Origin of the sequence: Microbacterium sp. ISL-59 (genome assembly GCF_018613945.1) — a bacterium.
Lineage (GTDB): Bacteria > Actinomycetota > Actinomycetes > Actinomycetales > Microbacteriaceae > Microbacterium > Microbacterium oxydans_B.
The window spans coordinates 726,523-747,471 of sequence record NZ_JAGGPG010000002.1 but is presented as its reverse complement, the minus strand read 5'-3'; the positions used below and the strand labels follow the sequence as shown (position 1 = coordinate 747,471).

The window sequence follows — 20,949 nt, the reverse complement described above, 5'->3', positions numbered from 1 at the left end:
GGGCCATGCAACGACTGACCCCGATGGGGGCGATGATCCTCTCCCTGCTGCGCGAGGGCGACATGCACCCCTACGAGATGGTGCGACTGATGCGGGTGCGCCGCGACGATCGGCTGCTGACCCTCACGAACGGCACGCTCTATCACACGGTCGGCCGGCTTCAGCGGGCGGGGCTCATCGACGAGGTCGGCAGTGACCGCGAGGGGAATCGCCCCGAGCGCACAACATACTCATTGACCGACGCCGGCCGGGAGACCCTCATCGCCTGGCTGCGACGCGAGCTGTCGACGATCGATCGTCCCGCCGAGTTCCGGATCGCGCTCGCCGAGGCGCACAACCTCGAACGCGGCGATGTGCTCCAGTGTCTGCGGTCGCGTCGCGTCGCCCTCGACGACGAGCACGTCGCGTATCGCGATGGACTGATCGACGCGAGACGCGATGGTGTGCCCGAGCAGGTGCTCGTGGAGTACGAGCGCCAGGAGGTGCTGCTCGAGGCCGAGCTGCGCTGGGCCGACGCGCTGATCGCCCGCCTCGAAGCCGAAGACCTGCCGTGGGGACCCGCGGCATTCCCGAACTCAGACCGCTACCGCGCTCAGCGAAAGGCTGCACAGCAATGACAGAAATTCCTCGCGACGGAGACCGCCCGCCGGCGTCCGCGCCCTCGAGCTCCGGTCCGTCGACCGGCACCTATTCCGTCGGCCACAAGCCGACGAGCCCCTGGCCCGCCCTGTGGGCGCTGGTTATCGGTTTCTTCATGATCCTCGTCGACACCACGATCGTCTCGGTCGCGAACCCGGCCATCAAGGCCGCACTCGACCCGAACACCAACAACCTCGACAACGTCGTGTGGGTCACGAGCGCGTATCTGCTCGCCTATGCCGTGCCGCTGCTGATCACCGGACGCCTCGGCGACCGCTTCGGGCCGAAGAACATCTATCTGATCGGCCTCGCGATCTTCACCCTCGCCTCGCTGTGGTGCGGACTGTCGAACTCGCTCGAGGGCCTGATCGTCGCGCGCGCCGTGCAGGGGTTGGGCGCCGCGTTCATGACACCGCAGACCATGGCTGTGATCACCCGCACCTTCCCGCCCGAGCGCCGCGGCGCCGCCATGGGCCTCTGGGGTGCGACGGCCGGCGTCGCGACGCTCGTCGGTCCGCTCGTCGGCGGACTGCTCGTCGACGGCTTCGGTTGGGAGTGGATCTTCTTCGTCAACATCCCCGTCGGCATCGTCGCGTTCGTGCTCGCCTGGCGTCTGGTGCCGAAGCTGGCCACCCACCCGCACCGCTTCGACATCGTCGGCGTCGTGCTGAGCGCCGTGGCACTCTTCCTGATCGTGTTCGGACTGCAGGAGGGCGAGAAGTACGACTGGGGCGTGATCTGGGGTCCCATCTCGGTGTGGAGCCTCATCATCGTCGGCCTCGTCATCCTCGGACTGTTCATCGTGCAGCAGGCCAAGACCCGCAGCGAACCGCTGGTCCCGCTCGAGCTGTTCCGCGACCGCAACTTCTCGGGAGCGAACGTCGCCATCGCCGCGGTCGGCTTCACGGTGACGAGCATGTCGCTGCCGATGATGTTCTTCCTGCAGTCCGCCCGCGGGCTCACCCCCACGGAGGCGGCGCTGCTGCTGATCCCGATGGCGGTGCTGTCGGGCGCGCTCGCTCCGGCGGCGGGCAAGCTCCTCGACCGGGTGGATCCGCGCATCATCCTCATCCCCGGCCTGCTCTGCGTCGCCGGCGCACTCGTCTGGTACTCGGCCCTGATCAACATGGACACCCCGATCCTCATGTTCCTGCTGCCGTCCGCGCTGATGGGCATCGGCAACGCGGGCATGTGGGGGCCGCTCGCCACCACCGCGACGCGCAAGCTGCCGCCGCGCCAGGCGGGTGCCGGTGCCGGCATCTACAACACCACCCGGACCATCGGATCGGTCATCGGCTCGGCATCCATCGCCGCGTTCATGCAGTCTCGCCTCGAGGCGAACCTGCCCGGTCTCGCCGATGCGCCGGCGGGCTCGACCGGGGGAACACTGCCGCCGCAGGTGGCCGACGGCTTTGCCGCTGGGATGTCGCAGGCGATCCTGCTGCCGGCCTGCGTCATGGTGATCGCGCTCGTCGCCTCGCTGTTCCTCGGTCGCTACGACAAGGCGGATGCCGCGGCTCCCGCAGCCGCGCGTCCCGAGTAGTCGAGTTCGGGAGGGTGCCGTGTCCGTCGGTTTGCGGATACGGTGCCTTTCTGGTGTCATCGGGCGATGACGATCGCTCTCGCTCGACCGACCATCGACCTCTTCGACTCCTGGGCCGCTGCCGTGGCCGAGTTCGACGGCGGACACATCGACGGTGGCGGTTACGAACAGGGATTCACGCCCGACCGGGCCGCGTGCGAGGCGTTCGTCGCGAAGGCGGAGCTGTACGCCACTCCGGGCGCGGTGTTGCCCGAGGGGCACGTGGAGTGCGACTTCTTCTGGATCACCGAGGGCGACCGCGTCGTGGGGTTCATCGCGTTCCGCCGTGAGCTCAACGACTGGCTGCGTCGCTTCGGCGGCCACATCGGCTACGCGACGATCCCTTCCCGGCGTCGGGAGGGAATCGTGCGCGAGGCCCTCCGTCTCGTGCTCCGGTTCGCGAAGTCCGAGGGATACGACCGCGTGATGCTCACCTGCGACGACGACAACATCGGCTCCATCCGCACGATCGAAGGGGCCGGCGGTGAGCTGGAAGACGTGGTCGAGGCTCCCGAGCCGGGGCAGCCCCGCGTGCGGCAGTATTGGATCGAGCTGTCGCCGGCCTGAGCCCGGATCCGCCCTTCTGCGCGGTTCCTGGCAGACCCGTCGAGGCGGGTGCGCGGCGGGGCGGCGACTAAGGTGGATGCTCGGCGATCGTCCGGTCGCTGCTGTCGACCCGAGGAGCACACGTCGTGATCCGAAATCCATCCGCCGCGACGGGCCGCCTGCGCCGATCCGTCCGCACCGTCGGCGCGGCCGCGCTGGTCGCCTTCGTCGCCGTCGGCGCGCTCCTGGCCGGAGCCGCCCCCGCCACCGCCGCGGACGACGAGAAGTACGTCATCGGCACCGACACGACGTTCGCGCCGTTCGAGTTCACGAACGCGGACGGTGACCTCGTCGGCATCGACATGGATCTGCTCCGTGCGATCGCGAAAGACCAGGGCTTCGAGGTCGAGATCCGCCAGCTCGGATTCGATGCCGCCGTCCAAGCGCTGCAGTCCAACCAGGTCGACGCCGTCATGGCCGGCATGTCGATCACCGAGGCGCGCGAGAAGACGTTCGACTTCAGCGAGCCGTACTTCACCAGCGGCATCCAGCTCGGTGTACTCGAGGCGAGCGACATCCAGTCCCTCGACGACCTCGACGGCAAGGCCGTTGCCGTCAAGACCGGCACGCAGGGGCAGACTTTCGCCGACGAGAACAAGGACGAGTACGGCTTCAAGGTCACCCCCTACCAGGACACGACCGACATGGTGGATGCAGTGAAGGCCGGCCAGGCGGTCGGCTACTTCGAGGACTTCCCGGTGCTGGCCTACGGCATCCAGCAGGGTTCCGGCTTCCGTCTGATCGGCCAACCTGAGCTGGGTGGCGAGTACGGCTTCGCGGTCAACAAGGGGCAGAACCCCGAGCTGATCGAGATGTTCAACGAGGGTCTCGCGAATCTCAAGGCCTCGGGCGAATACGACAAGATCGTCGACACCTACCTCTCCGGCGGTGAGGAATCCGCCCAGCCGACCGACATCATCTCCGTCGCGGTGCAGTACTGGCCGGCGCTCATGGAGGGTCTGTGGCTCACGATCCTCGCGACGATCGTCGCGATCGTGGCCGCCTTCATCCTGGGCCTCATCTTCGGCTTCGGCCGGGTCTCGAAGATCGCACCGTTCCGCTGGATCGCCACCGCCTACGTCTACATCTTCCGAGGCACCCCGATCCTCATCCAGGCGTTCTTCGTGTTCTTCGCGATCCCGCAGCTGATCCCCGACCTCACGTTCAACCCCTTCGTCGCCGGTGCGATCACGCTCTCGCTCAACACGGGCGCGTACATGACCGAGATCATCCGCGGCGGCATCCAGGCGGTCGACCCGGGTCAGAACGAGGCTTCGCGTTCGTTGGGCCTCAGCCACTGGAAGACCATGCAGAAGGTCGTGCTCCCGCAGGCCTTCCGCATCATGATCCCGTCGTTCGTGAACCAGGGCATCATCACCCTCAAGGACACGTCGCTGATCAGCGTCATCGGCCTCGCGGAGCTGACGTTCGTGTCCCGCCAGATCATCGCCTCGACGTACCTGTCGGCGCAGGTGCTGACCATCGTCGCCATCATCTACTTCATCGTGATCACGCTGTTGACGCTGCTCGCGAACCGCCTGGAGAGGACGTTCAACGCATGAGCAAGATCGTGGTGCAGGACCTGCACAAGTCGTTCGGCGACAACGAGGTGCTCAAGGGCATCAACCTGGCGGTGGAGGACGGCGAGGTCGTCGCCGTCATCGGTCCTTCGGGCTCCGGGAAGTCCACCCTGCTGCGCTGCCTCAACAAGCTCGAGGAGCCGACGTCGGGGCACGTCATCATCGACGGCGTCGACCTGACCGACAAGAGCGTGAAGCTCGACGAGGTGCGTCAGCGCATCGGCATGGTGTTCCAGCACTTCAACCTGTTCCCGCACATGACGGTGCTCGAGAACATCACCCTCGCGCCGGTCGAGTGCGGCAAGATGACGAAGGCTCAGGCGCGCGAGCGGGCGCTGGCTCTCCTCGAGCGCGTCGGTCTGTCAGAGAAGGCGGATGCGAAGCCGGCATCCCTCTCCGGTGGTCAGAAGCAGCGTGTGGCGATCGCCCGTGCGCTCGCGATGGACCCCGAGATCATGCTGTTCGACGAGGCGACGAGCGCCCTCGACCCCGAGATGGTGGGCGAGGTGCTGCAGGTCATCCGCGACCTGGCCGAAGGCGGCATGACGATGGTGCTGGTGACGCACGAGATGGGCTTCGCCCGCGAGGTCTCCGGCCGCACGGTCTTCATGGACGGCGGCGTCGTGGTCGAGGAGGCCCCGCCCGCCGAGCTGTTCGGCGCCCCCAAGAACGAGCGTCTGAAGGACTTCCTCTCGAAGGTGCTCTGACCCCGGCGCTCGCGCGCTCGCGCCGCTCGCCCGCGCCCGCTCGCTGACGCCGAGTGCACGGGTTCGCGCCGAGTGCACGGCTTGTACACGTGAACAAGCCGTGCAGTCGGCAGCATCCCGTGCACTCGACGGGGCGGAACGCGCGGCTACTCGCGAACGGGGGCAGGTGCGGGGGCAGGGTGCCGGCGGATGGTCGCGCTGACCAGAGCCGCGACCGCGCAGAGACCGGCTGCCGCGAACCACGCGAACGTGTACTGGCCCGTGTGGTCGCGGACGACCCCGGCGAGCACGGACGCGATACCCGCGCCGATCTGGTGCGCCGCGAACACCCAGCCGAACACCAGCGGTCCCTTGTCGCCGAAGACCTCGCGGCACAGCGCGATCGTCGGCGGCACCGTGGCGACCCAGTCGAGGCCGTAGATGACGATGAACACGATGATGCTCGGCTGCACCTCGGCCGAGAGCAGGCTCGGGAGGAACAGCAGGCTCACCCCGCGTAGTGCGTAGTACGCCGCGAGCAGGATGCGGGGGTTCACACGGTCGGTCAGCCACCCGGAGAACACGGTGCCGACGATGTCGAAGATGCCGACGACCGCGAGCAGGCCGGCGGCGGTCGTGGTCGCCATCCCATGGTCGTGCGCGCTGGGGATGAAGTGCGTGCCGATGAGTCCGTTGGTCGTCGCCCCGCAGATCGCGAACCCGATCGCCAGCGCCCAGAACGTCTTCGTGCGCGCGGCCTCTCGCAGCGTGGTCAGCGCGAGCTTCGCGGCTCCCCAGGCCGTTCCGCGGGGAACCGGTGGCGCCGCCACGGTGGGCGCGGCTTCGCCGTAGCGCGCGACGCCGAGGTCGCTCGGGCGGTTGCGCAGGAAGATCCAGACGAGGGGCATGACCGCGAGAGCGCCGCCTGCGATGATGAGCGAGGCCCCGCGCCATCCGATGTCTTCCGCGGCGACCGCGATCACGGGGAGGAAGATGAGCTGTCCGGTCGCGCTGCCGGCCGTGAGCACGCCCGAGACCAGGCCGCGGCGGGTCGCGAACCACGTGTCGGTGATCGTGGCGGCGAACACCAGCGCCATCGATCCGGTGCCGAGGCCGATCAGCACACCCCAGGTCAGGATGAGCTGGCCGGGAGTGGCGACGAAAACGCTCAGTGCCGCGCCCGCGCCGATCACGAAGAGTGCGACGACCGTGACCGCGCGGATGCCGAAGCGCTGCATGAGCGCGGCGGCGAACGGGGCGATGAGGCCGTAGAGCAGGAGGTTGATCGAGACCGCGAGCGAGAGTTCGGCGGTGCTCCAACCGAACTCCTCTTCGAGCGGCACCATGAGCACGCCGGGGGCGGCGCGGAAGCCGGCGGCGCCGATGAGCGCGATGAGGGCGACGAGCGCGACGGTCCATGCCGGGTGGAAGCGGCGCTGTCGGCTCTCGATGGGCCCGGCGGTCGGCTCGTCGACCGATTCGGAGGTCATGCCGCGTGCCCGGCGAGAAGCGCGAAGGGCTCCCCGCCCATGCTGCGTCGTGCCCAGCGGGTGCTGTCGGCGTCGAGCGGCGCCGCGCAGGTCGCACACCAGTCGACCGACTCCGAGACGTCGCCGCACCGGCCGCAGCTGACCGTCAGACCCCAGGCGCCATCGGGGCCGGTGATGCGGGCGAACCGCGCGTAGGCGTGCAGGATCGGGAGCGTCTGGCGTCCGGCATCCGTCAGCCGGTAGCCGCTGCGAGCGTCGTCGGGGTCTTCGCGCACGACGAGGTCGGCCTCACCCATCGAGGTCAGTCGCCGGGAGAGCACCGAGTCGGCCGCGCCGGTGGCATCGCGCAGCTGGTCGAAGCGGGTGCGACCCGAGAAGAGCTCGCGCAGGATGAGGAGCACCCACGGGTCGGCGAGCACGTCGGCGGAGCGGGCGATCGGGCAGGTCGAGGACGACCAGTCGGAGCGAAGCGGCATCCGCCCACTTTCTTGAAGAAAGCTCGCCACGTCAACCGCGAACCCGCACGTTGGCAGGATTCGCGCTGGGACTCGGCCGAAATCGCGCGCTCGCCGCGCTCGCCGCGCTGGCCGGTGCCGAGTGCACGGGATGCTGCCGAGTGCACGGGGTGTTTGCGTCGCGAAGCCGTGCACTCGTCGCGAAGCCGTGCGCTCGGCGAGGTGGCAGGGTCGCGAAGCCGTGCACTCGCGCGCAGAGGCGGGAGGCGGGCGCGCGGAGGCTAGTCCGCGACGCGGGCGGCGAGGTGGCAGGGTCGCGAAGCCGTGCACTCGCGCGCAGAGGCGGGAGGCGGGCGCGCGGAGGCTAGTCCGCGACGCGGGCGGCGATGTCGGTGCGGTAGTGCGAGCCGTCGAGGCGGATGCGGGCGATCGCGTCGTACGCACGGTCGCGCGCGGTGCGGAAGTCGGAGGCCACGGCCACCACGTTCAGCACACGGCCGCCCGTGGCGATGAGCGATCCGCCGGGAGCATCCGGGCTCGCGGTCGCGGCATGCACGAGACGGACACCCTCGACAGCCGCGGCATCCGCGAGGCCCTCGATCGGGCGTCCGGTCTGCGGCGCCTCGGGGTAGCCCTCGCTGGCCAACACGACCGTGATCGCGACGTCATCGCTGAACTCGGGCTCCGGCTGATCTTCGAGGGTGCCGGATGCCGCGGCGAACAGCAGCTGCGACAGCGGGGTGACCAGGCGGGGCAGCACGATCTGCGTCTCGGGGTCGCCGAAGCGCGCGTTGAACTCGATCACGCGCACACCCGCCGGGGTCAGGATGAGTCCCGCGTAGAGGAGCCCGATGAACGGCGTGCCCTCGGCGTCGAGCTGCCGCACCACGGGGAGAGCCACGTCGCGGGTGACCTCTTCGACGAAGGCCTGCTCGCTGCCGAACTGCTCGGCGAGCCACGGCAGTGGCGAATATGCGCCCATGCCGCCGGTGTTGGGTCCGGCGTCGCCGTCGAGCGCGCGCTTGAAGTCCTGCGCGGGGCTGAGCGCCCGCACGGTGTCGCCGTCGCTCAGGAAGAACAGGGAGACCTCGGGGCCGGAGAGGAACTCCTCGATGAGCACCGGGCCCGCGGGGAGGTACTGCTGGGCGTGGGCGAGAGCCTCGGCGCGGTCGGACGTGACGATGACGCCCTTGCCGGCCGCGAGGCCATCGGCCTTGACCACGTACGGGGCGCCGAGATCGTCGAACGCGGCCTCGACCTCGGTGGTGCTGGCGGCACGGACAGCGCGTCCGGTCGGCACGCCGGCGGCATCCATCACCCGCTTGGCGAACGACTTCGAGCCCTCGAGCTGGGCGGCGGCCTTGCCCGGTCCGAACACCGGGATGCCGCGGACGCGCAGGGCGTCGGCGACTCCGGCGACGAGCGGGGCCTCCGGGCCGACGACGACGAGGTCGATCGCGTGCTCGTGGGCGAATGCGGTGACCGCTCCGCCGTCGAGAGGATCGACCGAGACGGGGGTCGCATCCTGCGCGATGCCGGCGTTGCCTGGTGCGACGAAGATCTCGTGCTCCGTCTGCTCGGCCCGCAGGGCGAGGATGATCGCGTGCTCGCGGGCACCGGAACCGAGGACGAGAATCTTCACCCGTCCAGACTACCGAGGGGGAACCGACGACGCAGACCGCCTCAGACCTCGACGGTCCGCTCCACCGTGGCGTCCCAGGGCACCGTCCAGCCGGTGGCGTCGAAGAGGGCGTCGAGCACCATCGCGGTGAAACCCCACACGATCGTCCCATCGACGTCGAACGCCGGTCCGCGGAAGGTGCGGCCCATCCGCGTGAGCGTCGAGGTGAACCGGGTCGCGGGGTCGAGCAGCTGCGCGACGGGCACTCGGAACACCTCGACCGTCTCGGCGTGGTCGACGGCCACGACCCTCGACGGCGACTGCCACCAGGCGAGCACCGGTGTGACGAGGTGGTTGCTCGCGGCGAGAGGGATCACGGGCAGCGTGGCCAGGATCTCGACGCCGGCCGGATCGAGCCCGGTCTCCTCTTCGGCTTCGCGCAGCGCGGTGGCGACCAGATCGGCGTCATCGGGCTCCACTCGCCCGCCGGGGAAGGAGACCTGTCCGGGATGGGACGAGAGGGTGGGCGCTCGCCGCTGCAGCAGCACGTCGAGGTCGCGGGCGACAGCGGCATCGGCCGTCGGGGCGGGGACGCGGTCCAGCACCCCGAACAGGATGAGCACCGCGGCGTCGTGCGCGTTGTGCGGGTCGGCGAGCGGCGGGATCCGTACGCCCCAGGAGTGGTCGGCGACAGCGGCGAGCAGCTCGGCGCGGGCGCCCTGTGGATGCATGCTCATGCGTCCGAGCTTAGGACGCGTCGGGCGTTCGTGGCCCGCGTTTCCCGGCCCGCCGAGCGCGGCGAGCGACGCCGCCGAAAGGTGTGGGTCACGCCATCGACAACGGCAGCGACAACGACGAAGCGGGGGCGGGGTCGCTGCGCAGTCGCGCGTGCCGTTCGACGTCGAACCGCTCGGCGCCGTACCGGAGCTTCTCGCGTTCGACCCCCTCCGCCCGGAAGCCGGATGCCGTCGCCACGCGGCACGAGGCGGGGTTGTTCACGCGGTGGCCGAGTTCGAGTCGATGAAGCCCGTGCCGGAACGCCCAGTCGGACACCGCGAGCACGGCGCCGTTCGCATACCCGCGGCCGCGGGCGGCGGGTGCGAGCCAGTACGAGATCCAGGCCGTCTCGTGGCGGAGCTCGATCGCGGTCGCTGCCACGTTGCCGATGGCGACGCCGTCTTCCACGATCGCCCAGTTCCTCGCCCGCTCCTCGAACAGCAGCGATTCGTCGATGTAGGCGCGCGCCGCCGCGGGCGAGGTGAGCCCGGTGGATCCGAACTGGGTGGCGAGGTCGGGTGCCGTCTGCCACGCCCGTTGCAGAGCTTCCGCGTCGGCGGGCGTCCAGGGGCGAAGGGCGATGCTCATGCCTCCATGATCCCCGTTTCGTGGGGTCCGCGTCGCCGACGCGGACGCGCGCCGAAGGTAGGCTCGCGGGATGAGGCGATGGCGGGGATTCGCGCTGGGCGCGGTGCTGATGGCGGTGCTCACCGGGTGTTCCGCGACGCCTGAGGTCGACCCCGACGCCGTGCAGGACTGGATGGCGACGCAGGACTCCCGTGAGATCGCCGGGTCTCTCGCGACGCTCGCCGGGTTGGCGTCCCCGCTCTCGGATGTCGTCGGCGAAGGCGGGGTCACGGCCGCGTTCGATGAGCCGACGGCGATCGTCTCGGTGCTGTTCGCGTGCTTCGGTCCCGAGACGATGAGTGCCGACATCGCCCTGAGCGGATCGGATGCCGGCGGCTCCGTGACGTCGCAGACGATCCGCACCGACGATCTGGTCTGCGACGGCGAGCCGCAGCGGATCGATATGGGCTTGGATGCCGCGACCGAGGTCACGGCGAACGGGCTGGGTCGGGACGCGGTCGGGGCCTGGTCGGTCGTCGTCGTGGGGGAGAGCTGAGCGATGGCCAGGAAGATCGACATCATCGACGGACGTTCGGCACTGGATGCCGTTCGCGATGCGGATGCCGCCGGCACGAAGCCGCAGCGGACCGACCTCGCCACCGCCGTGCGCTACCTGCTGCAGCTGCTCGACGAGAAGGCGCCGGGCAACAGCGTCGAGGTCCGAGTGCCTCCGTTCGGCGCGGTGCAGGTGATCCAGGGCCCTCGCCACACGCGCGGCACACCGCCGAACGTCGTCGAGATGGATGCCGCGACCTGGATCGCGGTGGCCACGGGCGCGGAGGCGTGGACGGATGCCGCGGCCGGCGGTCGCATCCATGCCTCCGGCACGCGCGCGGATCTCAGCGACGTGCTCCCGGTTCGTCCGTAGCGCGAGCGCACGCAGAGGCGACGGCGGTCCGCCCGACGATCGCGTGCGAGCGCTCGACCGGCGCCTCCGGGTCAGGCTCCCTTGCGGCGCGCGATCTCGTCGGCCAGCTGCTGCACGCGGCCGGGGTCGGCATCGCGGGCGAGGGCGACGTAGTGGTCGAGGACGGCCGGCCGGTAGAGCACGGGCATCGTCTGTCCCGGTGCGAGTCGGGTGAGCTCGGTGATCGTGAGGTCTTCGTCGGCGATGCCGCGGAACGAGTGGCCCTCAGCCGTCTCCACATCGAGCATCAGGACCACGCGGGGGCTGCCGTCACTGCTGACCTCGCGCCAGTCGACGAGAACGCCGAGCGCGAGCACTCCCGCGCGCAGCTCCGCGTTGCGCGTGCGGGCGTCTCCGCTCAGGAGCGGGTTTGGGGCGACCCCGGGGAAGTCGGGCCCGACACCGAGCGACTCCCGACTCAGGTCGGGCCGGAGCTGCTCCACGAGGTCGCTGAAGCTGAGCTTCTGCTTCTTCTTTTTCTTCGAACCGAACATCCCGACCCCTCCCTCGCGCCGCTGCCGGCGCCTCCGCCGTTCCTTCGCAATCAATCGCGATTGTATGTCGCCGGCCATCCCGGCACCCGGAGGGGTACGGGTCATGTCTGGTCGTGAAGGGTGATCCGGTAGCCGTCGGGGTCGGAGAAGGTGAAGGTGCGACCGAAGGGGCCGTCGATCGGGTCGGCCACGATGGTGTGGCCGTCGGCGACGAGTCGATCGTGGATCGCCTGGACGTCGGTGGCGTGCAGCCAGATCGCGGCGCCGATTCCCGGCTGCGCGACGTCGGTCAGGTCGGTGCCGGGTGCGATGTCCCGGAGCGCGAACGCGATCGGCGTCGTCTGGAACACGACGGCGTGCGGGGGGCCCGCCGGCGAGCGGACGAGTCCGAGGTAGTTCTCATAGAACGCCTGCGAGGCGGCGAGGTCGCGTGCCTGGAGGGAGAGGAAATCGGGGCCGGTGACGGGCATGAGGAGAGTCCTTCGTTTCATGTCAGTTTTCTGACATGAGTAAGCGTATGTCAGACTACTGACATGAGTCAAGATCGCGCCGGCATCGAGCTCGACACGTCGCTGGGCTACCTGCTGAAGGAGGCGTCCAGCGCTCTCCGCACCTCGATGGAGGAGGTGCTGCGCCCGCTCGGCATGACCATCACGCACTACTCCTGCCTCGAGCTGCTCTCCCAGCGCCCCGGCCTCTCGAACTCCGAGCTCGCGCGCGGCGCGTTCGTCACCCGCCAGTCGATGAACGTGCTGCTCCAGGCCCTCGAGCGGGACGGCTTCGTGACCAGGCCCGCCGAGCCGCCGGTCGGGAAGGCCCTCCCCGCCCGCCTCACCGACCGTGGCCGGCAGAGTCTCGCGAAGGCGACGGCCGCCGTCCGTTCGGTCGAGGTCCGGATGCTGTCGGGCATGACCGAGGCCGAGCAGGCGGGCGCGCGGAAGATCCTGCGGGGCATGATCCGCTCCCTGCGCGACGAGGAGTAGTCCGGCGCGCGTGGCCGGGACGCGACTCAGCGCCGAGCGACCACCAAAGGCACCCCCGTGGTCGGATGCGGGAACACGTCGACCGCCTGGCCGTAGACCTGCTCGATCCGCGCGGCCGTCAGCACCTCGGCCGCCGTGCCCGTCGCCGCGACCCGGCCGTCGGAGAGCAGCGTGACACGGTCGGCGTGGGCGAGTGCGGCATTGAGGTCGTGCAGCACGATCGCCACGGCGATGCCGGCATCCGCCCGCCCACGGATCAGCCGCATGACGTCTTCATGATGCTTGAGGTCGAGGGCAGCGGTCGGCTCGTCGAGCAGCAGGATGCCGGTGCTCTGGGCGATCACGCGGGCGAGCGCGACGCGGGCGCGCTCGCCGCCGGAGAGCGAGGGCACCGCGCGGGCCTTGAGCGCCGTCACCTCGGTCTGCGCCATGGCCGCAGCCACCAGCTCGTCGTCATCGTCCGCCGCCGGCGTGCGCGCCCACGGCGTCCGACCCATGCGCACCACCTGCTCGGCGCTGAAGGGGAAGGTGACCGTGTTCTCCTGCAGCAGCACGGCGCGCTCCCGGGCGAGGAGGCGCGGCTTGACCTGTGCGATGGGCTGATCGTCGATCTCGACCGTTCCCGCCTGTGCGGTCACATCGCCGGCGAGCACCCCGAACAGGGTGGACTTGCCCGCCCCGTTGGGGCCGACCAGGGCGTGGATCTCGCCGCCGTGGATCTCGATGGAGGCGTCGTCGAGGATCGTCCGCCCCTCACCGACGCGCACCGTGAGCCCCGCACCGCGGAGCCGCACGGTCATGCCCAGCCTCCCGAACGGCGGCGCGTGCGCACGAGCAGCCACAGGAAGAACGGGCCGCCCACGAGCGAGGTGATCATGCCGATCGGCAGGTCGGCGAGCGGAACGGCGGTGCGCGCGACGAGGTCGGCGACGGCGATGAGCAGTGCGCCGCCGAGCGCCGAGGCGATCACGAGGGGCAGGTGGGCGGGGCCGATCAGCATGCGCATCAGGTGCGGCACGATGAGTCCGGCGAAGCCGATGATCCCGGCGAAGGCGACCGCCGCGCACACCAGCAGCGCGACCGTCACGATGACCACGATCCGCAGCAGCTCGACATTGACGCCGAGGTGCCGTGCGGTGCGCTCGCCGAGGGCGAAGAGGTCGAGGCTGGGGGCCACGATCAGGGCGACCACGACGCCGATCAGGACGAGCGGTGCGACTAGCTGGATGTTCGACCACAGGGCGCCGTTCAGCGACCCGAGCTGCCAGAACACGATCTGCTCGCGCGTCGACGTCGTGCCGAGGAACGTGAGAAAGGCCAAGCCCGCGCCGGCGATGGCATTGATCGCGATGCCCGTGAGCAGCAGCGTCACGACCTCGGTGCGGCCGCCGGATCGGCTGATGAAGTACACCGAGAACACGGCGATCAGGCCGCCGGCGAACGCGAATGCCGGTGTGGTCCACATGCCGAAGGTCGCGAGTCCGAACGTGATGCTCGCCGCCGCGCCGAGCGCCGCACCCGACGAGACGCCGACGACGCCGGCATCCGCGAGCGGGTTGCCGAAGATCGCCTGCATGAGCACACCTGAGACGGCGAGGGCCGCCCCGACGAGGAGTCCGAGCACGATGCGCGGCATCCGCAGGTTGAAGATCACGCCGTAGTCGGTGGATGCCGCGGGCGCCCAGGCGGTGTCGATCCCGACGCCGCGCAGCAGCACGCCGACCAGCGCGGTGGGGGACAGGTCGTACTGCCCGCTCGTGATCGAGACGACGCAGGTGATCGCGAGTGCGACGACCAGGCCGACCGTCACCAGGGCGAACCGGAGTCTCCGGTGCCTGGTCGGCGTCGGAGTGACGACCTCGCCGGTCACTTCGCGGGCTCGGGGGCGTACAGGGCGCGGGCCAGGGCGCTGATCACATCGGCGGTGCGCGGGCCGAAGCTGAGGATCTCGCTGTCGGCCATGTCGATCACCCGACGGTGCGCTCCGGCTGGTGTCTCGGCGACGGCCGGGATCCGCTCGATGAGCCCGTCGATGCCGCCGACCGATTCGAGTCCGTCGGTCATCATCACCAGCACGTCGGGCTGCGCGGCGACGAGGGCCTCGGCGGTCATCGGCTTCATGCCCTCCCAGCCGATCTCGGCCGCGACATCGACCCCGCCGACCGCGTCGATGAGGGAGTCGGCGCCGGAGTCCTCGCCGAAGATGTAGTACACGTTCGCGCTGCCGCGCACGTAGAGGAAGAGCATGCGCGCGCGATCGGACTCGTCGGCGGGCACGACCTCGGCGATCTCGGCGAGTGTCTCGTCGACCGAGGCGTCGAGCCGCGCGATGAGCGCCTCGCCGCGGCTCGGCACCCCGAGGGCTGTGGCGATCTCGGTGACCAGCTCGTCGGTGGTGTCCAGTCGCCGATCGCTGGAGATCACCACGACCGCGATGCCCGCGTCGCGCAGCTGCTGACGGACCTCCTTCGGACCGATCGTGGTGTCGGTGAGGACGACCGTCGGCGCGAGCTCGAGGATCGCCTCGGCGTTGAGCGTGTGTCCGGTCTTGGTGACGACCGGGAGGTCTTCCGTTCCGGCGAAGACGGTGGATGCGTCGCGGCCGACGACCTGATCGCCGAGTCCGAGGGCGAACACGGTTGACGCGATCGTGCCCGAGATGTCGATCGGGAGGATGCGGTCGACGTCGGTGATCTCGATCTCGCGGCCCTCGCTGTCGGTCACCGTGACCGGGAGCTTCGGCGCGGTGTCGTCGTCGACGGCCTCGATCGCGCGGCTGGAGAGGCACGCGGTGGAAGGGCCCTCATGCCCGCGCACGTCGTCGATCAGATCGAGCGAGGCGAGGGGAGCGGACGCCTGCGGGCAGGTGTCTTCTGCGGCCGCGGGTGGTGCGGCGTTCGCTCCCGGCTCGGCGCACGCAGTGAGACCTGTGGCGAGAGCGGCGACGAGGAAGACGGCAAAGACGCGACGCATTAGGCAAGGCTATCCTAAAACTTGACGCGCGCTGATTCGCACCTCTACGCTCAGGAATGGCGGCTTGCTTAGCCAAGCCTAACCAACATCCGACCCTTCGCCCGACTGCATTGCGGCACCGCCGGCGCGCGTGCTCTTCTGCGTGCCCGGAGCCGTGGAGAAACGTGAACGCCACAGCCACAGCATCCTCAGGGAGCACCCGCATACGCGTGCTGCTCGCTGCTTTCGTGTCCTTCCTCCTCGTCGCCGCCGGTGCGGTGATCGTTCCGCCCGCGCATGCCGCCGGTGCCACGGTCACGGCGACGGTCGCCTCCGCGGCCACGTCCGGCGTGAGCGTGCAAGTGCAGGCGAGCGGCCTGCCCGAGGTCGAAGGCGCCTACGCGGCCCTCATCGTCAAGGGCACGGAATCCGGCCTCAGCGGCGGTGGCGGATACGCGGCGTTCGTGATGCCGACCGTCGCCGGAGGGACGAGCACGTTCACGCTCGACGCTCCTGCCGGCTCGCTCGATCGGACGAAGTCCTACGAGGTGCTGGTGTGGCAGAAGCACTCGAACCCGAATGAGACGACGATCTACGGACGCGGCGACGTCGCGATCTCCGCGGGGCAGTGGGACGCCGTGTTCGGTCCCGTGCCCACCGACCCCGGCACCGACCCGGGGACGGACCCCGGAACCGACCCGGGCACCGATCCCGGAACCGATCCCGGAACCGACCCCGGAACGGACCCGGGCACGGATCCGGGCACGGACCCCGGCACCGACCCGGGCACCGATCCCGGGACGGACCCGGGCACCGACCCCGGTACCGACCCGGGTGAGACGCCGTTCTCCCCGGCGATCGAGGTGTTCCTGGCCGATGGCACGACGCCGGCCGGCACCTCTGCCCTCAAGGCCGGCGACAAGATCGTCGTGAAGGGGTCCGGTTACGACCCGGCGGCCAACGTCGGCGGGCGCGGTGTTCCGATCCCGAAGGACTTGCCGCAGGGCACGTATGTGGTGTTCGGCAACTTCGCCTCGGCGTGGCAGCCCTCGACCGGTGCCGCGTCGTCGACCCGCTCGGTCGGAGCGCAGGTGTGGGCGCTGTCCGAGGGTGTGCTGAACCAGGTTCCTTCGCAGTATCAGGGTGCGATCCGCTCGCAGTGGGTGGACATCGCGGATGACGGCACGTTCCAGGCAACCCTGACGCTGAAAGACGCGGCAGCGACCCCGGGCTCCTACGGCGTCTACACCTACGCAGCGGGCGGCGTGGTCAACGCCGACCAGGAGCAGAGCGTCGCCCTGACCTACTCCGAGACCGCTCTCGCCTCCGCGTCTGTGAAGACCGCGACCGCGAAGGACGGGCTGACCGTCACCGCATCCGGCTCGAAGCTGGGCGCGATCACCGGCGCGTACGCCGCGGTGATCGAGAAGGGCACTGAGGCGGACGTGACCGGCAGCGGCGGGTTCCTCGCGATGCAGTACGTGCGCTCGATCACCGGTGGCGCGTTCACCGTCGACCTGACGGCGGCCGCCGACACCCTCGACCGCACGAAGTCCTACGAGCTCATCGTCTGGAAGCAGCACTCGAACCCCGACGCGAGCACGATCTACGCCCGCGCGACGATCACCATCACCGACGCGCAGTGGGAGGCCTTGCAGCCCGCGCCGCTCACTCCGGCGATCGAGGTGTACCTGGCTGACGGCACCACGCCGGCCGGCACCTCTGCTCTCAAGGCCGGCGACAAGGTCGTCGTGAAGGGCTCGGGTTACGACCCGGCGGCCAACGTCGGCGGGCGCGGGGTTCCGATCCCGAAGGATCTGCCGCAGGGCACGTATGTGGTGTTCGGCAACTTCGCCTCGGCGTGGCAGCCGTCCACCGGCGCAGCGTCGTCGACCCGCTCGGTCGGAGCACAGGTCTGGGCGCTCTCCGAGGGCGTGCTGAATCAGGTTCCCGCGCAGTACCAGGGGGCGATCCGTTCGCAGTGGGTGGACATCGCCGCCGACGGGACCTTCGAGGCGACCCTGACTCTGAAGGACGCGGCAGCGACCCCGGGTGCGTACGGCATCTACACGTACGCAGCGGGTGGCGTGGTCAACGCCGACCAGGAGCAGAGCGTCGCCCTGAACTACGGTGACAGTGCGGGCCTCACCGCCACGGTGAAGGCGGCGACGGCGAAGGACGGTCTGACTGTCACGGCGCAGGCGTCGAAGCTGGGCGCGATCACCGGCGCGTACGCCGCGGTGATCGAGAAGGGCACCGAGGCCGATGTCACGGCCGGCGGTGGCTTCCTCGCGATGCAGTACGTGCGGTCGATCACCGGCGGCGCGTTCAGCGTCGACCTGACGGCGGACGCTGACTCGCTGGACCGCACGAAGTCCTACGAGGTCATCGTCTGGAAGCAGCACACGATGCCGGGCGCCGACACCCTCTACGCCCGTACGACCGTGCCGGTCAGCGAAGCGCAGTGGAACGCGATCTTCCCGGAGGGCCCCGCCCTCGGCGCGACCGTGAAGACGGCAACGGCGAAGGACGGTCTGACCGTGACGGCCGCGGCCTCGAAGCTCGGTGACATCTCCGGCGCGTACGCCGCTCTGATCGAGAAGGGCACCGAGGCGGATGTGACGGCCGGCGGTGGCTTCCTCGCGATGCAGTACGTGACGAAGATCACGTTCGGCTCGTTCGCGGTCGATCTCACGACGGCGGCGAAGAACCTCGACCGCACGAAGTCGTACGAGGTGATCGTGTGGAAGCAGCACACGATGCCGACCGCCGACACGATCTACGTGCGAGGTGACGTGACGATCACGGACGCCCAGTGGCGCACGCTGTTCGGCGAGAAGCCCACCGACCCGAAGCCGCCGACGACGCCGACGACTCCGCCGGCGAGCGTTCCTGGCGGATCGCTCCGCTGGGCGATCTCGTCGAAGTTCGCGAGCTACATCACGGGCGGCATCGCGCAGGGCGCGATCTCGGTCTCCGACGGCGCGACGCGCTCGGGTAGCCAGTTCCAGTTCGGGCAGACCGTCGGGGGAGACTTCGACGTGAAGACCGGGCTCGGCAGCGTCGTTTACCGCGGATCGGTGCGCTTCACGGGACACCACGGGGTGCTCGACGTGACCGTGTCGAACCCGCAGATCCGCATTACCTCGGCGGGAGCGGCGACGCTCTTCGTGACGAGTGGCGGTGCCCAGGTGCCGTTCGCGACGCTCGACCTCTCGCGGGCCGCGCGCGTCTCGGCGAACGGTGCCGTCACCTACACCGCGGCCCCGGCGTCGCTGACCGCGGCCGGTCGTGATCGGGTGCTGTCGGGCTACTCGACCGAGCTGAACCCGGTCACGTTCACGATCGGCTCCGTCGCGGCGGCGCCTGCCGGGAACACGGGCACCGTGGCTGCGGCCGCCGTGAAGGCGAAGACGACCCTGCCCGTGGCACCGCCGGCATCGGACGGCATCGACGTCGACGCGGAGAACCTCGCTGCGCTCGAGTCCGGGCAGTCGGCCACCATCACCGCATCCGGTTTCCAGCCGAACGAAGAGGGCATCAAGGTGGTCGTGTACTCGACCCCCGTGCTTCTCGACACGGTGACCGCGGATGCCGCGGGCCTCGCGACCTGGTCGGGCACGCTGCCCGCCAGCCTCGAAGACGGTGCGCACACGCTCACCCTGCAGGGCTCGGTCGACCGCGGGCTGGCGTTCACGCTCACCCGCGCGAAGACCGTGATCGGTGCGTGCACGGTCGACGGGGCCTCGCTGCAGTGGGGCTACAAGGAGTCGTTCCGCACGTACATCGAGGGCATCGCGAAGGGCGGCTGGACGCTGACCGACGTCGAGTACCGTTACCCGGATTACGTGTGGGAGAACGGCGCCGGATCCTTCGATGACGAGACCCTCACCGGAGTCATCACCTATGGCGGCAGCATCACGTTCACGGGCCACGACGGTGCGCTGAACACGACGCTCGCGAACGCGCGGCTCGAACTCGCCGGAGACAAGGGCTACCTCGTCTTCGACGTGAGCGGCACCACGCAGGGTGGCGAGAGCGTCGACCAGAAGGCCGTCCGCCTCGCAGAGTTCGCTCTCGGTGATGCCGCGGTCGTCGACGGCAAGCTCTCGCTCGACGCCCTCCCGGCCACTCTGACCGAGGCGGGGGCTGCCGCGTTCGGCACCTACGCCGCCGGCGAGGCGCTCGACCCGGTGACGGCGGTCATCCCCGTCGACGCCGAGTGCGGCGTCGCGGTGGAGGAAGAGGCCGAGGTCGACTCCGAAGCCACCACCGCCGTCACCGCGGTGACCGAGCCGGCAGACGAAGACGGCGCCCCGGTATGGCCGTGGATCGTCGGCGGCCTGGTTGTCGTGGCGCTCGCGGCGACCGGCGGTGTGCTGATCGCCCGGCGCAACCGCAAGGACGAGACGGCCGAGACGACGACCGAGGTCTGAGTCGAGGCAGAAGACGGAACGGCCCTCCCCGCGGCGGACGCGGGGAGGGCCGTTCTCTGCCGTCCGCCGACCGGCACACAGCATCCGCCGACGGTGGGACAATGGAGTTATGGCCCCCACCGACTCCCACCAGACCGTCGAAGCGACCGTGCGCCGTGTGCCGCGGTACGGCGTGCTCATGGGCATCGGCGTCGTGCTCGGCATCATCGCCGCCGGCATCCTCACCTGGACCGGCAGCTTCGACGAGTCGCAGGCCCTCGATGTCGTCTACCCGCCTGGTCAGGTCTTCGGGTTCCTGCTGCTGTGGACCGCGCCGATCGGTCTCGCCCTGGGCGGAATCGCGGGCCTCGTCATGGAGCGCATCGCCCGCCGTCACGACCGCGTCGTGCAGGTCGACCGCGAGACCGTCGTCGAGGACTGACCCCTACGCCAGCTCGGCGATCACCGGGCGGATGGCGGTGTCGAACGCCACGACGTCACGGCGCAGACCGTCGGTCACGGCGACCGAGAGGTCTCCGATCCACCAGATGCCGCGCTGCGACAGCGGCAGCACCTGCACGTTCAGCTCGAACGAGTGCGCGCGACGGCCGACCTCGCGCTCGAACTCCGCGATCGCACTCGCATAGGCGCGGTAGGCATCGCCCCCGGTGTGGCTCTTCATCGAGCTCACGTACCGGTCATGTGCGGCGTGCGCGTACAGGAGTGCGGATGTCGCCTGCGGGGCGATCGCGGTGGTGAGCTCCTCCGCGCCGGTGGCGGGCAGGGCCACGAGGGTGTCGAACCCGTCGATGAGCTCGAGCGGCACGTCCGACGGATGCGCGCGCGGCTCGACGGTCATGTCCCAGTAGCTCCGCCACTGCTCCTCGACTGCGGGGGAGGCATCGGTGGCGTCCGGCGCGCGCACGGCGAGATCGCGAAGGGCGGGAAGGTCCTCCGGCGCCCGGATCCCGAGCTGCTGGCGCAGCGCGAGCGCGACGAGCACCGGAACGCTCGCGTCTTCGCGGATGAGCCACTGCGGCTTGTCGGCCATGGCCCCATCGTAGGCGGGGAGGGGGTCCGGATCCGAGGTCGTCTCTCGCGGAGAGTCGGACCGCCTGCGGGCGGTAGGCTGGGG

21 protein-coding genes are annotated in these 20,949 nt (G+C 70.0%); 10 read left to right on the top strand and 11 right to left on the bottom strand.

Features of this window, described 5'->3' with window-relative positions:
- Positions 1–5: 5 nt before the first annotated feature.
- The 5 genes from J7E45_RS07700 to J7E45_RS07680 all read left to right on the top strand — a co-directional run bounded on the left by J7E45_RS07700 (position 6) and on the right by J7E45_RS07680 (position 5,114).
- Positions 6–617, top strand: a complete 612-nt coding sequence (locus J7E45_RS07700; RefSeq protein WP_215068284.1) for a PadR family transcriptional regulator — start codon at positions 6–8, stop codon at positions 615–617.
- A complete protein-coding gene (locus J7E45_RS07695; protein WP_215068282.1) occupies positions 614–2,182 on the top strand; it encodes an MFS transporter in 1,569 nt (522 codons plus the stop codon). The genes J7E45_RS07700 and J7E45_RS07695 overlap by 4 nt, the downstream gene beginning before the upstream one ends.
- A 66-nt stretch (positions 2,183–2,248) precedes the next feature.
- A complete protein-coding gene (locus tag J7E45_RS07690) occupies positions 2,249–2,788 on the top strand; it encodes a GNAT family N-acetyltransferase (RefSeq protein ID WP_215068280.1) in 540 nt (179 codons plus the stop codon).
- Positions 2,789–2,913: 125 nt separating this feature from the next.
- Positions 2,914–4,389, top strand: a complete 1,476-nt coding sequence (locus J7E45_RS07685) for an amino acid ABC transporter substrate-binding protein/permease (RefSeq protein WP_215068278.1) — start codon at positions 2,914–2,916, stop codon at positions 4,387–4,389.
- Positions 4,386–5,114 carry an amino acid ABC transporter ATP-binding protein gene (locus tag J7E45_RS07680; RefSeq protein ID WP_091032599.1) on the top strand — a complete coding sequence of 243 codons (729 nt, stop codon included), beginning with the start codon at positions 4,386–4,388 and terminating at the stop codon, positions 5,112–5,114. The genes J7E45_RS07685 and J7E45_RS07680 overlap by 4 nt, the downstream gene beginning before the upstream one ends.
- Before the next feature lie 146 nt (positions 5,115–5,260).
- Here J7E45_RS07680 and J7E45_RS07675 read toward each other — a convergent pair whose 3' ends face one another.
- The 5 genes from J7E45_RS07675 to J7E45_RS07655 form a co-directional block, all read right to left on the bottom strand.
- On the bottom strand, positions 5,261–6,583 hold the full coding sequence (locus J7E45_RS07675; protein WP_215068276.1) for an MFS transporter: 1,323 nt from the start codon (positions 6,581–6,583) through the stop codon (positions 5,261–5,263).
- On the bottom strand, positions 6,580–7,059 hold the full coding sequence (locus J7E45_RS07670; RefSeq protein ID WP_215068274.1) for a helix-turn-helix domain-containing protein: 480 nt from the start codon (positions 7,057–7,059) through the stop codon (positions 6,580–6,582). Before J7E45_RS07670 ends, J7E45_RS07675 begins: the two co-directional genes overlap by 4 nt.
- Before the next feature lie 343 nt (positions 7,060–7,402).
- Entirely contained in the window at positions 7,403–8,680 is a 1,278-nt protein-coding gene (purD, locus tag J7E45_RS07665) for a phosphoribosylamine--glycine ligase (RefSeq protein ID WP_215068272.1), read from the bottom strand.
- A gap of 41 nt (positions 8,681–8,721) precedes the next feature.
- On the bottom strand, positions 8,722–9,396 hold the full coding sequence (locus J7E45_RS07660; protein WP_091032587.1) for a CoA pyrophosphatase: 675 nt from the start codon (positions 9,394–9,396) through the stop codon (positions 8,722–8,724).
- A gap of 88 nt (positions 9,397–9,484) precedes the next feature.
- Positions 9,485–10,024 carry a GNAT family N-acetyltransferase gene (locus J7E45_RS07655; protein ID WP_215068270.1) on the bottom strand — a complete coding sequence of 180 codons (540 nt, stop codon included), beginning with the start codon at positions 10,022–10,024 and terminating at the stop codon, positions 9,485–9,487.
- A 70-nt stretch (positions 10,025–10,094) separates the two neighbouring features.
- Here J7E45_RS07655 and J7E45_RS07650 point away from each other — a divergent pair, with 70 nt between their 5' ends.
- Together J7E45_RS07650 and J7E45_RS07645 are read left to right on the top strand one after the other, a co-directional pair.
- A complete protein-coding gene (locus J7E45_RS07650; protein ID WP_215068268.1) occupies positions 10,095–10,559 on the top strand; it encodes a hypothetical protein in 465 nt (154 codons plus the stop codon).
- Between the two features lie 3 nt (positions 10,560–10,562).
- Entirely contained in the window at positions 10,563–10,931 is a 369-nt protein-coding gene (locus J7E45_RS07645; RefSeq protein ID WP_167632853.1) for a sterol carrier family protein, read from the top strand.
- A 71-nt stretch (positions 10,932–11,002) separates the two neighbouring features.
- Here J7E45_RS07645 and J7E45_RS07640 read toward each other — a convergent pair whose 3' ends face one another.
- Together J7E45_RS07640 and J7E45_RS07635 are read right to left on the bottom strand one after the other, a co-directional pair.
- Positions 11,003–11,464: a hypothetical protein gene (locus J7E45_RS07640; protein ID WP_215068267.1), complete on the bottom strand. Its 462-nt coding sequence runs from the start codon at positions 11,462–11,464 to the stop codon at positions 11,003–11,005.
- Between the two features lie 101 nt (positions 11,465–11,565).
- Complete coding sequence (locus J7E45_RS07635; RefSeq protein ID WP_215069723.1) at positions 11,566–11,934, bottom strand: VOC family protein; 369 nt, start codon at positions 11,932–11,934, stop codon at positions 11,566–11,568.
- 63 nt (positions 11,935–11,997) lie between these two features.
- Between J7E45_RS07635 and J7E45_RS07630 the strand changes: the two genes are divergently transcribed.
- The gene (locus tag J7E45_RS07630) at positions 11,998–12,447 is read left to right on the top strand and encodes a MarR family winged helix-turn-helix transcriptional regulator (protein WP_029263090.1); all 450 of its coding nucleotides are present in this window, start codon (positions 11,998–12,000) and stop codon (positions 12,445–12,447) included.
- A 26-nt stretch (positions 12,448–12,473) separates the two neighbouring features.
- Here J7E45_RS07630 and J7E45_RS07625 read toward each other — a convergent pair whose 3' ends face one another.
- From J7E45_RS07625 to J7E45_RS07615, 3 genes are read right to left on the bottom strand one after another with little or no spacing between them, the layout of a single operon-like run.
- Positions 12,474–13,247 (bottom strand): heme ABC transporter ATP-binding protein, encoded by a 774-nt coding sequence (locus J7E45_RS07625; protein WP_215068266.1) that lies wholly within the window; start codon positions 13,245–13,247, stop codon positions 12,474–12,476.
- On the bottom strand, positions 13,244–14,317 hold the full coding sequence (locus J7E45_RS07620) for an iron ABC transporter permease (protein ID WP_091032574.1): 1,074 nt from the start codon (positions 14,315–14,317) through the stop codon (positions 13,244–13,246). The genes J7E45_RS07625 and J7E45_RS07620 overlap by 4 nt, the downstream gene beginning before the upstream one ends.
- A complete protein-coding gene (locus J7E45_RS07615) occupies positions 14,314–15,420 on the bottom strand; it encodes a hemin ABC transporter substrate-binding protein (RefSeq protein WP_215068263.1) in 1,107 nt (368 codons plus the stop codon). Before J7E45_RS07615 ends, J7E45_RS07620 begins: the two co-directional genes overlap by 4 nt.
- Before the next feature lie 164 nt (positions 15,421–15,584).
- Here J7E45_RS07615 and J7E45_RS18180 point away from each other — a divergent pair, with 164 nt between their 5' ends.
- Both J7E45_RS18180 and J7E45_RS07605 read left to right on the top strand, forming a co-directional pair.
- Complete coding sequence (locus J7E45_RS18180; RefSeq protein ID WP_215068260.1) at positions 15,585–19,835, top strand: HtaA domain-containing protein; 4,251 nt, start codon at positions 15,585–15,587, stop codon at positions 19,833–19,835.
- 109 nt (positions 19,836–19,944) lie between these two features.
- Entirely contained in the window at positions 19,945–20,256 is a 312-nt protein-coding gene (locus tag J7E45_RS07605; RefSeq protein ID WP_091032565.1) for a hypothetical protein, read from the top strand.
- Between the two features lie 3 nt (positions 20,257–20,259).
- Here the strand turns inward: J7E45_RS07605 and J7E45_RS07600 are convergent, their stop codons facing one another.
- A complete protein-coding gene (locus tag J7E45_RS07600) occupies positions 20,260–20,865 on the bottom strand; it encodes a zinc-binding alcohol dehydrogenase (protein ID WP_215068258.1) in 606 nt (201 codons plus the stop codon).
- Positions 20,866–20,949 lie beyond the last annotated feature (84 nt).